Annotated in this window: 12 protein-coding genes; 7 read left to right on the forward strand and 5 right to left on the reverse strand. The window is 72.3% G+C overall.

The window, feature by feature from the left end:
- Positions 1-2: 2 nt before the first annotated feature.
- Together C569_RS0120205 and hpf are read left to right on the forward strand one after the other, a co-directional pair.
- Positions 3-707 carry a ComF family protein gene (locus tag C569_RS0120205; protein ID WP_018787589.1) on the forward strand — a complete coding sequence of 235 codons (705 nt, stop codon included), beginning with the start codon at positions 3-5 and terminating at the stop codon, positions 705-707.
- A 250-nt stretch (positions 708-957) separates the two neighbouring features.
- Entirely contained in the window at positions 958-1,602 is a 645-nt protein-coding gene (gene hpf / locus C569_RS0120210) for a ribosome hibernation-promoting factor, HPF/YfiA family (protein ID WP_018787590.1), read from the forward strand.
- Positions 1,603-1,644: 42 nt separating this feature from the next.
- On the opposite strand, the gene C569_RS0120215 is transcribed toward hpf, so the two are convergent.
- Both C569_RS0120215 and C569_RS0120220 read right to left on the reverse strand, forming a co-directional pair.
- Complete coding sequence (locus C569_RS0120215) at positions 1,645-2,751, reverse strand: GNAT family N-acetyltransferase (RefSeq protein WP_018787591.1); 1,107 nt, start codon at positions 2,749-2,751, stop codon at positions 1,645-1,647.
- Positions 2,748-3,905 carry a GNAT family N-acetyltransferase gene (locus C569_RS0120220; protein WP_018787592.1) on the reverse strand — a complete coding sequence of 386 codons (1,158 nt, stop codon included), beginning with the start codon at positions 3,903-3,905 and terminating at the stop codon, positions 2,748-2,750. Before C569_RS0120220 ends, C569_RS0120215 begins: the two co-directional genes overlap by 4 nt.
- Before the next feature lie 169 nt (positions 3,906-4,074).
- Here C569_RS0120220 and secA point away from each other — a divergent pair, with 169 nt between their 5' ends.
- Positions 4,075-6,975 carry a preprotein translocase subunit SecA gene (gene secA / locus C569_RS0120225; RefSeq protein WP_026268418.1) on the forward strand — a complete coding sequence of 967 codons (2,901 nt, stop codon included), beginning with the start codon at positions 4,075-4,077 and terminating at the stop codon, positions 6,973-6,975.
- Positions 6,976-7,174: 199 nt separating this feature from the next.
- Here secA and C569_RS0120230 read toward each other — a convergent pair whose 3' ends face one another.
- Together C569_RS0120230 and C569_RS0120235 are read right to left on the reverse strand one after the other, a co-directional pair.
- Positions 7,175-7,753 carry an Rv3235 family protein gene (locus C569_RS0120230; RefSeq protein ID WP_018787594.1) on the reverse strand — a complete coding sequence of 193 codons (579 nt, stop codon included), beginning with the start codon at positions 7,751-7,753 and terminating at the stop codon, positions 7,175-7,177.
- 95 nt (positions 7,754-7,848) lie between these two features.
- The gene (locus tag C569_RS0120235; protein ID WP_013474124.1) at positions 7,849-8,076 is read right to left on the reverse strand and encodes a helix-turn-helix domain-containing protein; all 228 of its coding nucleotides are present in this window, start codon (positions 8,074-8,076) and stop codon (positions 7,849-7,851) included.
- A 197-nt stretch (positions 8,077-8,273) separates the two neighbouring features.
- On the opposite strand from C569_RS0120235, the gene C569_RS0120240 reads away from it, so the two are divergent.
- Entirely contained in the window at positions 8,274-8,783 is a 510-nt protein-coding gene (locus C569_RS0120240; protein WP_018787595.1) for a hypothetical protein, read from the forward strand.
- Between the two features lie 7 nt (positions 8,784-8,790).
- Here C569_RS0120240 and C569_RS0120245 read toward each other — a convergent pair whose 3' ends face one another.
- Entirely contained in the window at positions 8,791-9,885 is a 1,095-nt protein-coding gene (locus C569_RS0120245; RefSeq protein ID WP_026268419.1) for a hypothetical protein, read from the reverse strand.
- 474 nt (positions 9,886-10,359) lie between these two features.
- Between C569_RS0120245 and pruA the strand changes: the two genes are divergently transcribed.
- The 3 genes from pruA (at position 10,360) to prfB (ending at position 13,862) form a co-directional block, all read left to right on the forward strand.
- Positions 10,360-11,988, forward strand: coding sequence for an L-glutamate gamma-semialdehyde dehydrogenase (gene pruA / locus C569_RS0120250; protein WP_018787597.1), 1,629 nt, complete (start codon positions 10,360-10,362; stop codon positions 11,986-11,988).
- A 133-nt stretch (positions 11,989-12,121) separates the two neighbouring features.
- Complete coding sequence (locus C569_RS0120255) at positions 12,122-12,637, forward strand: PadR family transcriptional regulator (RefSeq protein ID WP_018787598.1); 516 nt, start codon at positions 12,122-12,124, stop codon at positions 12,635-12,637.
- Positions 12,638-12,737: 100 nt separating this feature from the next.
- Positions 12,738-13,862, forward strand: coding sequence for a peptide chain release factor 2 (gene prfB / locus C569_RS0120260; RefSeq protein ID WP_018787599.1), 1,125 nt, complete (start codon positions 12,738-12,740; stop codon positions 13,860-13,862).
- Positions 13,863-13,904: the final 42 nt, after the last annotated feature.

The raw sequence follows: 13,904 nt of genomic DNA on the forward strand, positions 1-13,904 counted from the left end.
CCGTGCGGGACCTGGGCGGGCTCTGGTCGGACCTGACCGACCTGGTGCTGCCCGCCGGGTGCGCGGGCTGTGGCGCGGGGGCGGTACGGCTGCGGCAGGGCTTCTGCCCCGGCTGCGTGCGGGAACTGGAGTCGCTGCGTCCCGCACCCGCCCGGCCCGATCCGGCTCCGCCCGGCCTGCCGCCCTGTGTCGCGCTCGGTCCGTACGGCGGCGCGCTGCGCGAAGGGCTGCTGGCGTACAAGGAACGGGGCCGGCACGGGCTGGCCCGGCCGTTGGGCGCGCTGCTCGCCGAGGTGGTCGCGGTGGCGGCGGGGCCGCCCGGCCCGGTGGCGCTCGTGGCGGTGCCCGACACCGCTGCCGCGGCCCGGGCCCGGTACGGCGACCACCTGGACCGGCTGGTCCGGCCGGCGGCGGCCCGGTTGCGCGCGGCCGGCTGGCCGGTACGCGTGCTGCGCCCGCTGCGGGCGCTGCCCCGGCCCGACTCGGTGGCGCTGGACAGCGCCGGGCGGGCGGCGGCGGCCGGGGAGGCGTTCCGGTTGCGCCGCCCGCCGACCGGCCACCGGCCGGGGGAGCGGGTCGTGCTGCTCGACGACATCGTCACCACCGGCGCGACCCTGGCGGCGGTGAGCCGGATGTTGCACCGCGCGGGAATGACGCCAAAGGCCGCGGCGGTGCTCGCCGCAACGCAAAAGCGGCACCGTCGGTGACGCTTCGTGTATCCGTTTCACCCCTTGGTGTATGAGCTGTTAAATTTCGCGACCGCCTTCGGCAACCGGGGGTGACGGGTGGCCGTACAGGAGTTAGCGTTTCGGTGTCGGGGGTAGTGAGGTTTCAAACCTTCCCCCGGCACTGGAAGGAGGCGTAGCCGAACAACACCGGTCGACGCCGAGCGGGGCCCTCCCGGGTGCGTCGGCCGGATGATCCGGACCGAACGACCGTCCGAACAAGGGAGGTCACGTGGACATCGTGGTCAAGGGCCGTAACGTCGAAGTGCCGGACCATTACCGGGTGCACGTAGCCGAGAAGCTCGCGAAGATCGAACGCTACGACCAGAAGCTCATTCGCGTGGACGTCGAGTTGTTCCACGAGCGCAATCCACGCCAGGCGGACACCTGCCAGCGGGTGGAGATCACGTGCGTGACGCGCGGCCCGGTCATCCGGGCCGAGGCCTGCACGAACGACTTCTACAGCGCGCTCGACGCCGCCATCGCCAAGCTGGACACGCGGTTCCGCCGCGCGGCGGACCGTCGCCGGGTACACCGTGGACGGCACGCGCCGATCTCCGTGGCCGCCGCGACCGCCGGCCTGCCGGTGGCCGACCTCGACGGGCCCGGACTGGCGGCGCTCGACGGCCACGGCACCGCCACAGCGGTCGCCGAACGCCCCGACGAGAGCGGCTACGGCGAACCCGACGACCAGCCGTGGCACATCGCCCGCGCGAAGGTCCACCCCGCCGAACCGATGACCGTCGACGACGCGCTGTTCCAGATGGAACTGGTCGGTCACGACTTCTACCTGTTCCAGGACAAGGAGTCCGGCCGCCCGAGCGTGGTCTACCGGCGGCACGCGTACGACTACGGGATCATCCAGCTCGACGCGTGACCCCTTGACCGGTGAGGACGGGCCCTCGCGTGGGGCCCGTCCTCAGCTCTCGTCGGTGGCCAGCCGGCCGTAGACCACGGAGTCGACACGGGCGCCGTCCGGGCCGGGCAGCCGGCCCCGCAACAGCCCCTCCCGCCGGAAGCCGGCGCGTTCCAGCACCCGCTGCGAGGCGACGTTGTCCGGCCGGGTGCCGGCCCATACCCGCGCCACCCCGATTCCGAACGCCCACCCGGTGACCAGCCGGACCGTCCGGGCCGCCAGCCCGCGCCCGCGCGCCTCGGGCAGCAGGCTGTAGCCGATCATCGCCTGCCCGGTGGCCGGCTCGTCGTAGAACAGCGCGCAGCCGCCCACGACAGCGCCGGTGGCCGCGTCGAGGATCGCCAGGTCGGCGGCCTCGCCGGCGAGCCAGCGGCTCGCCGCCAGCCGGCAGCGGCGCGCGAGCGCCGTCCGCTGCGGCACCACCGCCGGCACCCGGTTCGCCACCACCTCCGGCAGCGAGTGCAGCCGGTACAGCACGTCCGTGTCCGCCGGCTCCACCGGGCGCAGCATCACCACGCCGTCGGTCAGCCGGCCGTCCGGCAGGTCCGGCAGCAGGCGGGCGATCGGCCCGGGCGGGTCGTCGGCCAGCCGCACCCAGGCGATCAGATCCTGGCGTACGCCGTCGCCGTCCGCGCCCGCCGCCCGGCGTACGCCCTCGTGCCGGTAACCGCAGGCGAGCGCGATGCGCTGGCTCGCCACGTTCTCCGTCCGGGTGAGCAACTCCAGCCGGGCCGCTCCGGCGGCGATCGCCCGCTCGGTCAGCAGCCGGGTGGCGGCGCTCGCCACGCCCCGGCCGCGCGCCGCCGGTCCGACCCAGTAACCGATCTCGTACGTGGCCCGCTCCGCGCTGAGCCGGGTCAGCCCGATGCTGCCGAGCAGCAGGTCGGTCGCCGGGTCGGCGATCGTGTACGCGGCTCCGCCCGCTGCCCACGCCGCGGGCGCGCCCTCGGTGATCCACCACCGGGCGGCGTCGGAGTCGTACAGGTCGGGCAGCAGGGGCATGAACCGGCGGGTCTCCGGGTCGGCACACCCGGCCACCATCTCGGGCACGTCCGCGAGGTGGCACGGCCGCAGCCGTACGCCGTACCCCTCGATCGTCTCCGGGGTCACGCCAGGGCACCCGGCAGCAGGCCGCCGATCCACACGTCCTGCCGCTGGCCGCGGTGCTGGACGCCGCCGCGCAGCGTGCCCTCGACGGTGAAGCCGGCCTTCTCGGCGGCCCGCCGCGAGGCGGTGTTGCCCACGTTCGCCCGCCACTCGATCCGGGCCAGGCCGAGCGTGGTGAAGCCCCAGGCACAGACCGCGGCGAGCGCGGCCGGCAGGTAACCCCGGCCGCGGGCGTGCGGCGCGGTCAGGTAGCCCACGTCGGCCACCAGCGGGTCGCCGGGCAGCAGACGCAGGTCGACCGAGGCTACGTAGCGGTCGTCCGGGTCGGCCACGGCGAACGTCGCGGCGGTGCCCCGCGCCCAGGCCGGGCGCACCAGGTCGCGCAGGAAGCCCTCGGCGTGCTCCGGCCGGTACGGGTGCGGCACCGTGGTCCAGCGGATCGTCTGCTCGTCCTGGCAGGTGCGGGTCACCGCGGCCAGGTCGCGTTCCTCCAGCGCGCGCAGCCGCAGTTCGGTGTCCCCGGCGGTGGCGAACAGGACCGGCTGCGGCCGGCCGAAGACCGCCGCCCGGCGGGCCTGGAGCGTGCCCGGGCCGTAGGGGACCGGGTCGCCGGCGGCGGCGACCTCGCCGGGGAGCAGCGAGCCGATCCAGCCCTCGGGCCGGCCGCCGGGGCTGGGGTGGGCCAGCCGCAGCTCACCGTCGATCCGGAAGCCGGCCCGCAGCGCGACCAGCCGGGAGGCGTGGTTGCCGATCTCGGCCTGCCAGGTGAGCCGGAGCAGTTCGAGCGTGTCGAACGCCCAGCGGGCGAGGGCGCGGGTGGCGCGGACCGCGACGCCCCGGCCCCGGGCCCACGGCGCGGTCCAGTAGCCCACCTCGGCCGAGTCCCGCGCGCGGTCGACCGAGACCAGGCCGACCGAGGCGAGCAGCTCACCGGTGCCGGCGTCGCAGACCGCGAAGTGCGCTGCGGTGCCACCGGCCCAGCCGGTGGCGCTGATCGTGGTGACGAACCCGGTCGCGTGCTCCGGCAGGTACGGGCGAGGTACGGTGGTCCAGCGCTGGATGTCCGGATCCTGGCAGGCGCGGTGCACCGCGTCGGCGTCCTCCGCGCGCCACGGGCGCAGCAGCAGGCCGTCCTCGATGATCTCGACAGGCTCCATTCGAGCCATCGTGCCGGATCGTTCGCGCACGGCGTAACCCGGCTGGCGGCCGGTGACGCACGGTCGCGGCGTTATGTCGGGTTCCGGAGCCCGGACCGCCGCCACCAGTGACCATCGTCGCCCCGGAGCGCCTACGATGGTTCGAGACCGTCTAGGGGAGCGTTGATCCGTGTCGATTCTGGAAAAGTTCCTTCGCGCCGGCGAGGGCCGCATGGTGCGTCGGCTGAAGGCCATCGCTGCCGCCGTCAACTCGATCGAGGACGACTACGTCGACCTCAGCGACGACGAGCTGAGCGGCATGACCGTCCAGTTCAAGGAGCGGCTCGCGGATGGCGAGACCCTCGACGACCTGCTGCCCGAGGCGTTCGCGGTGTGCCGCGAGGCCGCCTCGCGGGTGCTCGGCCAGCGCCCCTACGACGTCCAGGTGATGGGTGGCGCGGCGCTGCACTTCGGCAACATCGCCGAGATGAAGACCGGTGAGGGCAAGACGCTCACCTCGGTCATGCCGGTCTACCTGAACGCGCTCGCCGGTAAGGGCGTGCACGTGATCACGGTGAACGACTACCTGGCCGAGCGCGACGCCGCCTGGATGGGCCGCGTCCACGAGTTCCTCGGCCTGCGCGTCGGCGTGGTGCTGCCGAACCGGCCCGCCACCGAGCACCGCGCGGCCTACGAGTGCGACGTCACGTACGGCACCAACAACGAGTTCGGCTTCGACTACCTGCGCGACAACATGGCCTGGTCGAAGGACGAGCTGGTCCAGCGCGGCCACTTCTTCGCCGTGGTCGACGAGGTCGACTCGATCCTGATCGACGAGGCGCGTACCCCGCTGATCATCTCCGGTCCGGCCGAGCACTCCGCCCGGTGGTACCAGGAGTTCGCCACAGTGGTGGCCCGGCTCCAGCCCGGCACCGACGGCGAGGGCGACTACGAGGTCGACTACGCCAAGCGCACCATCGCGATCACCGAACGCGGTGTGGCCAAGGTGGAGGACCGCCTGGGCATCGACAACCTCTACGAGTCGGTGAACACCCCGCTGGTCGGCTACCTGAACAACGCGATCAAGGCCAAGGAGCTGTACAAGCGCGACAAGGACTACATCGTCAACGACGGTGAGGTCCTGATCGTCGACGAGTTCACCGGCCGCATCCTGCACGGCCGCCGCTACAACGAGGGCATGCACCAGGCGATCGAGGCCAAGGAGGGGGTGGAGATCAAGCAGGAGAACCAGACCCTGGCCACCATCACCCTCCAGAACTACTTCCGCCTCTACGAGAAGCTCTCCGGCATGACCGGTACCGCCCAGACCGAGGCGGGCGAGTTCAACAAGGTCTACAAGGTCGGCGTCGTGACCATCCCGACGCACCGGCCGATGGTCCGGCTCGACCGGCCCGACGTCATCTACAAGACCGAGAAGGCCAAGTTCAACGCCGTCGTCGAGGACATCGCCGAGCGGCACGAGCAGGGCCAGCCGGTGCTGGTCGGCACCGTCTCGGTGGAGAACTCCGAGATCCTGTCGCACATGCTGCGCCGCCGGGGCATCCCGCACTCGGTGCTGAACGCGAAGTTCCACGCCAAGGAGGCGGAGATCGTCGCGCAGGCCGGGCGCAAGGGCGCGGTCACCGTCGCGACCAACATGGCGGGCCGCGGCACGGACATCCTGCTCGGCGGCAACCCCGAGTTCCTCGCCGCGAACGAGCTGCGCCAGCGCGGGCTCGACCCGGTCGAGCAGCCGGAGGAGTACGCCAAGGCGCTGGAGGAGATCCTGCCGACCTGGAAGCAGGCGTGCGACGTCGAGGCGGAGGAGGTGGCCGCCGCCGGAGGGCTCTACGTGCTGGGCACCGAGCGGCACGAGTCCCGCCGGATCGACAACCAGCTGCGCGGTCGCGCCGGCCGGCAGGGTGACCCGGGCGAGTCCCGCTTCTACCTGTCGCTGCAGGACGAGCTGATGAAGCGCTTCCGGGCCGGCGCGGTCGAGGCGGTGATGGACCGCTTCAACATCCCGGAGGACGTGCCCATCGAGTCGAAGATGGTCACCCGCCAGATCAGGAGCGCCCAGGCCCAGATCGAGGGCCAGAACGCCGAGATCCGCAAGAACGTCCTCAAGTACGACGAGGTGCTGAACAAGCAGCGCCAGGTGATCTACGCCGAGCGTCTCCGGGTGCTCAACGGCGAGGACCTGTCCGACCAGGTCCGCAACATGATCGACGACGTGGTGACCGCGTACGTGGTCGGCGCGACGAGCGACGGCTACGCCGAGGACTGGGACCTCGACCAGCTCTGGTCGAGCCTGAAGCAGCTCTACCCGGTCGGCGTCACAGTCGAGGAGCTGGAGGAGGAGGTCGGCTCCCGCTCCGGTATCGACCAGGACTTCCTGCTCGCCCGCCTGAAGGAGGACGCGCACGCCGCGTACGACAGGCGTGAGGAGAACCTCGGCGAGGAGGCGGTGCGCCAGCTCGAGCGCATGGTCCTGCTCCAGGTGATCGACCGTAAGTGGCGTGAGCACCTCTACGAGATGGACTACCTCCAGGAGGGCATCAGCCTGCGGGCGTACGCCCAGCGCGACCCGGTCATCGAGTACCAGCGCGAGGGCTTCGACATGTTCGCCTCCATGATGGACGGCATCAAGGAGGAGACGGTCGGCTTCCTCTACAACCTGGACGTGCAGGTCGAGGAGGCGGAGCCGGAGGCCGAGGAGGTGCAGCTGCTGGACAAGCCGGTGGAGATCCGGGCCAAGGGTCTCAACCGCGCGCCGCAGCAGCAGGGTCTGCAATACTCCGCGCCCGCCGTGGACGGCGAGGCCGGTCGGGGCGCTCCGGTGATCGAGCGGCCCGAGCAGCAGGCGCCAGCGCTCGGCATCGGGCAGCAGTCCTCGGAGCGCCCGGCCGCCTCCACGCCGCGCCGTGCGCCGGCCGGCGCGAGCGGCCAGGCGGTCGCCGCCAGCACCGCCCGGCGGGCCGCGCCGGGCCAGGTCGACGGGGGTGAGGGGCCGTCCCGTAACGCGCCCTGCCCGTGTGGCTCGGGCCGCAAGTACAAGCGCTGCCACGGCTCGCCCAACGGCGGCAACTGACCCCGAGCGAGCGCCCCGACGGGCCCCGGCCACACGGCCGGGGCCCGTCCCCGTCCGGCTGGTTGTTCCGGCGTGAGCCTCCCGTCGAGCGAGATCGGCGTTCCGCTGGTGGGAGCGGTGAAGATCTTGGTAGGCATGGGCCTCTACGCGGGCCGTTTCGGACCAGGATCTCGCCGGGAGTGGGGGGCGATGGCCGGGTTCAGAGGACGTCGAGGACGAGACACAGCCAGGTGCCCCGGCGGCGTTCCAGGCGTACCGCCACCGCCCAGCTCGCGCCTGCGGCGCCGGCGAACACGGCGGTGGCCTCGACCGCCCCCGGGCGCGGCTCGCACACCCGCAGGCGCCGCAGCAGGAGCGCCGGCCGGGCGGTTCGGCGGCGGACCGGCGTCACCCGGCGGGCCGCGCGGGTCAGCTCGGCCGCCACCGGGCCGGCCGACTCGGGCAGGCAGAGCGGCCGGAGCTGACCGGGCGGGCGGAAGCCGTTGACGATCTCCAGGAAGGTGCGCACGAACCGGTGCGCCGCCCGCGCTCCCTCGGGTGTGGCGGAGGCGAGGGCCGACGCCTGCGGGCCGGACCAGCGTGGCCAGGCGGGCACCGGGTCCGGGGCCCGGTCGGCGGGGCGCGCGGCGGTACGGCGGCGCGGGTCGGCCAGGTCGAGCGTGAGCTGCCCGACGGGACTCCAGAGTGGCTCCTCGTCGGTGCACGGCGGGTCGAGCGGCGGGGCGGGCCGGAGACGGACCGGCGGGCGGGGTGCGCGGGGACGGCGGGTGTCGACCATCTCTAATCCTTGCGTTTGCCTTCGTTTGCCTCCGACAGCCCCTCATCTTTCCGGATGTCCACGACCGTCGTCAATGGCTCACGGTCCCCGGGCGGTCACTCCTCGTCGCGCTCGCCGAGCGGGTTGCCGCGTACCCACTCGGCGGTCTCGGCGTACTTGCGTTCGATGTATTCCTCCAGCCGGGCGCGTTCGACCCGCCACTGACCCCGGCCACCGATCTTGATCGCGGGCAGCTCGCCGCTGCGGACCATGTGGTAGACCTGCGAGTCCGAGACGTTCAGCTCGGCGGCGACGTCGGACAGCAGCAGGAACCTCGACTCCACGGTGTGACTCCCGGCGTTGGCTTCGTTTGCTTCAGTTTGCCATCAACTGCTGACATCGCCGCGCGCCCGTTAGGGAGACACACCGGCGGGAGGCTTCACCCGGGCGGGTGCCGGGTGTATGACGGTCTCGGCGTACGGCATGATCGGCGCCCGGAGTCGGCGACCGCCGACGATCGGCCTGAGTGTGGGAGTGACCCGTGACCGACGAGCTTGTCCGGGTGTACCTGCCGGCGACCGTTCCCATGCTCGCCCGGCTGCGCGAGGAGGGGCTGGGAGCCGAGGCGGCGCACGCCGTGACCCCCGAGCTGCGCGAGTGGTACGCCGAGGGCGACGAGGAGGAACTGGAGTACGTGGCCTTCACCCGGGCCGCCCAGGACGCGCTGCTCCTGCTCCGGCACGACCCCGCCGCGCCCCGGCGACGGGTGGTGGTCTCGGCCGACCTGCCGGCCCGTGCGGTCGGCCGGGTCGGCGGCGAGCTGGGATCGAGCGTGGTCCGGCCGGCCGGGCCGGTGCCGGTGAAGTCGGTCGCCGCGCTGCACGTGGACGGCGCGGACGCGGTCGAGGACGTGGCAGCCGCCGTCGACGTGGTGGCGGAGGCCCAGGCGGGCGACCCGGACGCCCAGTTCACAGTCGACGGCGCCGAGGACCACGAACTGGAGTGGTACGACGTGACCGAGCTGGACCTACTGCTGCGCGAAGCCGGCTGACGGCGGCTCAGGCCGCCGGCTCGTCCTCGTCGTCGTCCACCGGGCGCGGGCCCAGCGTGCGCCCGAAGACGATGAGCGTGGTCAGCGCGCCCACGAAGAGCACCCAGATCCCGTTGTCCACCCGTGAGGTGCCCAGCGCGGTCTGCGCCACCTCGTCGGCCTCGCTGAGCGCGGCGGCCAGGTCGAGCAGACCGCGTCCGCCGATCCGGATGATCACTTCGGTGAGCAGCAGGAGCAGGCCCGCGCCCGCCCCGGCCACCAGGTACGCCGGCCAGCGCAGCGGCGACGCCGCGCCGTCGCGGCGCTCCGCCCGACGCCGTGACCAGGTCAGATAGAGGTACGCGGCCAGGCCGGCGAGCAGGCCGGCGAGCAGCGACTCGGTACGCGATACCCACTTGGCGGCGTCGAGCACCGACTGCTGGGTCTCCCCGGCGCCGAACAGCTCGGACAGCGGATCCCGGGCGCGGCTGAACAGCACCACGAAGATCTGCGCGGTGAGCGTCGCGAGCGTGATCGCCCCGACAACCCGGGCCTGGCGCGCGCCGGCCATCGCCCCGCCGATGATCGCGGCCGCCGCCGCGGTGCCGGCGATCGTGTTCGTGGTGGCGTTGTCCGCGTACGTCAGGTTGATCGCCACCGCGGTGACGAGCCCGACCAGCAGGCCGGTGCCGACGGCGGCCAGGAAGCGCAGCGTGGCGCGGCCCAGCCGGTTGGTCGCGAGCAGGGCGACAGTGGCGCCGGTGACCAGCGCCGCGGTGATGACGCCGGGCAGCGCGTAGGCGGAGAGGCTGATCGCGGTGACGCCGGCCGCCGTCGAATGGATCGCCTCGTGGGTGGACCAGAGCATGGCGGCCAGCCAGCCGATCGAGAGCAGGCCGAGCGCGAGCGCGCCCGGCGCGAACTCCGGCCGCCCGCCGGTGGCCACGACCTCGTCGGCGACTGCCTCGTGCCCGGCTGCCGCGTCGTCCGTGCCCGCCTCGCCGGACGGCCCGTGGTCGGATCCGGCCGGCGCCTCGGCAGCCGTGGGCTCGCCCGTGGTCGGCTCGACGGCCTCGGGCTGGTCCGTCTCCGCGGCCGTGGAGCTGCCGGGCTGGTTGCTCATCGTCTTCCCTTCGACGGTCGCCGGATCTCCCCGCGCCGGGCCGGGCAGGTCACCGCTCATCCAGCGTACGCGGCGCGCTGCCGCTCCTCGGGCGGGCCGTGTGCCGTCTGCGCCTTGATCGACTGCGGTTCGCCGATGTGGTGGCATCCCGAGAGTTCGGACACCGCCACCTCCCCGGGATGAAGTGGATCAATGGCCGACACCCGGCGCGCCGGTCCACCGGCGCTCCGACGAATCGACGAGAAACGGAGTCGTGGTCCGATGTTTCGTCGGAATCGGGTCGGTTGGGCCGATGGTCCGGAGTTGGCCTGGCCGTCCGGTGTGCCAGGGAGGCGCTTCCGGAGCGGGGTTGTCGTGACAGAATCGGGCCAGGTCCCGCCGCCGCTGCACCCCGCGGCGTCCGGCGTCCGGCCGCCCGGCCGGCGCCCGCGGGTCCGGTTTCGCCGTCGCCGCCGAGATCGCCAGGAGCCTGTGATGGACGCCGTGTTCTCCGTACCCGAGCCGCTCAACGAGCCGGTACGCACCTACCAGCCCGGCAGCGCCGACCGGGAACGGCTCCAGCGGCGGCTGGCCGAACTGGCCGCCGAGCGGATCGAGCTGCCGATGACGATCGCCGGTGAGCGCCGGATGGCCGGCGGCGCGTCGATCGACGCGGTGCAGCCGCACAAGCACGCGCACGTCCTCGGCGTGACGGGGCACGCCACCCACGACGACGCCCGCGCCGCGGTCCGGGCCGCCACTGATGCCGCCCCGATGTGGCGGGCGCTGCCGTTCGAGGAGCGGGCCGCGATCTTCCTGCGCGCCGCCGACCTGCTCGCCGGCCCCTGGCGGGACACGCTCAACGCGGCCACCATGCTCGGCCAGTCCAAGACCGCCGTCCAGGCCGAGATCGACTCGGCGTGCGAGCTGATCGACTTCCTCCGGTTCAACGTGCACTTCGCCCGGCGGCTCCTGGCCGAGCAGCCGCTGTCCTCGCCCGGGGTCTGGAACCGCCTCGACCACCGGCCGCTGGAGGGGTTCGTCTACGCGATCACCCCGTTCAACTTCACCGCGATCGCCGGCAACCTCCCGTCGGCGCCGGCCCTGCTCGGCAACACGGTGGTCTGGAAGCCGTCCCCGACGCAGCAGTTCGCGGCGCACTTCACCATGCGCCTGTTCGAGGCCGCCGGCCTGCCGCCCGGTGTGATCAACATGGTCACCGGCCGCGGCGAGGAGGTCTCCGAGGTGGTGCTGGCCGACCCGGACCTGGCCGGCATCCACTTCACCGGCTCGACCAAGGTGTTCCAGCACCTGTGGAAGACCGTCGGCGACAACATCGCCCGCTACCGGGGTTACCCCCGCCTGGTCGGCGAGACCGGCGGCAAGGACTTCGTGGTCGCCCACTCCAGCGCCGACGTGGACGCGCTGCACACCGCGCTGATCCGGGGCGCCTACGAGTACCAGGGCCAGAAGTGCTCGGCCGCCTCCCGGGCGTACGTCCCGCGGTCGATCTGGGAGGGTGGGCTGCGCGACCGGCTCGCCGCCACCGCGGACTCGCTGACCTACGGCGACGTGACCGACTTCGGCAACTTCGGCGGCGCGGTGATCGACGACAAGGCGTTCGGCCGGCACACCGCCGCGCTGGAGCTGATCAAGGGCGACGACTCCTGCCGGATCCTGGCCGGCGGCACCGCCGACGACTCGGTCGGCTACTTCGTCCGGCCGACGCTGTTCGAGTGCTCCGACGCCGCGCACGAGACGTTCACCACCGAGTACTTCGGGCCGATCCTCGGCGTGCACGTCTTCGACGACGCCCGCTTCGACGAGGTGGTCGCCCAGGCCGAGTCGATCGCGCCGTACGCGCTGACCGGGTCGATCTTCGCGACCGACCGCCGGGTGGTCGACCAGGTGGCGGAGAAGATGCGGTACGCCGCCGGCAACTTCTACATCAACGACAAGCCGACCGGCGCGGTGGTCGGGCAGCAGCCGTTCGGCGGCGCCCGGGCCAGCGGCACCAACGACAAGGCGGGCTCCTGGCACAACCTGGTCCGCTGGATGTCGCCGCGGACGATCAAGGAGACCTTCGTCCCGCCGACCGATCACACCTACCCGCACATGGGTTGAGCGCTCCACGAGGGCCCGTCCCGGCCGGGGCGGGCCCTCTTCCTCACCCGACAGTGCACATCGGACCGGTCATCGGGTGCCGAAATGAGCAAATCCTGGACGCCAGAGCCGACAAAGTGGCAGCTTAGAGGGCATGGCGGATTCCGGAGTCAACCCGACGGCAGCAGCTCTGCTCGGCCTGCTGCACGACGGCCCGATGACTGGCGGCCAGTTGATGGCCGCCGCCGAGCGCCGGCTGGCGCCGTACTGGTCGATGACCCGCAGTCAGGTCTACCGGGAGCTGCCGGTCCTGGCCGAGAAGGGTCTGGTGCGACTCGGCAAGCCCGGGCCGCGGATGAGCCAGCCGTACGCGCTGACGGCGGCCGGGAAACGGACATTCTCCCGCTGGCTGGCGGAGAATCCCGGCAAGGACACCATCCGTAACCCGATAGCGCTACGGATCGCGTTCGGCAACCTGCACTCGGCGAGCCAGCTCAAGAACCTGTACGCCTCGGCGAACGAGTACCACACCGAGGCGCTGGCGGCGGTGCGGGAGCAGGTCAAGAACGCCAAGAAGGAGGGCGACAGCTACGACGCCAGCGCGCTGGAGTTCGCCGTCGCCTACCACAAGGCGGCGCTGTCCTGGCTCAAGACCGCGCCCGTCGGCTGACCACCTGCAACAGGTTGACGGACCCAGGCAGCAGTCTTTTCGCGCGTGACTGCGGGGCTCGCAAGCTCACTCCTCGCACGCGCCGGTAGTCTTGTCTGTCGTGACCGCTGCCGATTACGCCGAACAGCTCAAGGACCTCGACGCCACGCTGCGCAACATCGAGGCTGTGCTCGACCTCGACAAGCTGCGCGAGCAGAAGGCCCGGCTGGAGCAGGAGGCCTCCGCGCCCGACCTCTGGGACGACCAGGCCAAGGCGCAGCAGGTGACGTCGCAGCTGTCGTACGTCAACGGCGAGATCACCAAGCTCGGTGACCTGCGCTCCCGGCTCGACGACGCCGGCGTGCTGCTGGAGCTGGCCCAGGCCGAGGACGACCCGGGCGCGCTGACCGAGGTCGAGACCGAGATCACCGGGCTGACCAAGGCCATCCAGGAGATGGAGGTCCGCACGCTGCTCTCCGGCGAGTACGACTCGCGGGAGGCACTCGTCGCGATCCGGGCCGGCGCCGGTGGCGTCGACGCCGCCGACTTCGCCGAGATGCTGCTGCGGATGTACCTGCGCTGGGCCGAGCGGCACGGCTACCCGACCGAGGTCTACGAGACCTCGTACGCCGAGGAGGCGGGCCTGAAGTCGGCCACCTTCACGGTGAAGGTGCCCTACGCCTACGGCACGCTCAGCGTGGAGTCCGGCACGCACCGGCTGGTGCGGATCAGCCCGTTCGACAACCAGGGCCGCCGGCAGACCAGCTTCGCCGGCGTCGAGGTGCTGCCGGTGGTGGAGCAGACCGACCACATCGACATCCCCGAGAACGAGATGCGGATCGACGTCTACCGGTCCTCCGGCCCGGGCGGGCAGAGCGTCAACACGACCGACTCGGCGGTCCGGATCACCCACATCCCCACCGGCATCGTGGTGACCTGCCAGAACGAGAAGTCCCAGCTGCAGAACAAGGCGTCCGCGCTGCGGGTGCTCCAGGCCCGGCTGCTGGAGCGTAAGCGGCAGGAGGAGCAGGCCAAGATGGCGGGCCTGAAGACCGACGCCGCCGGCTCGTGGGGCGACCAGATGCGCTCGTACGTCCTGCACCCGTATCAGATGGTGAAGGATCTGCGTACCGAACAGGAGACGGGCAATCCGTCCTCGGTCTTCGACGGCGAACTGGACAGCTTCATCGAGGCGGGAATCCGCTGGCGGAAGCAGCAGCAGCAGCTCACCGCTGACGGTGCGTGATCACGGCCGGACGCAACGCGTCATCGATCTCGTGTTGACCGG

It is taken from the genome of Micromonospora sp. CNB394 (assembly GCF_000374985.1).
Classification (GTDB): Bacteria; Actinomycetota; Actinomycetes; order Mycobacteriales; family Micromonosporaceae; genus Micromonospora; species Micromonospora marina.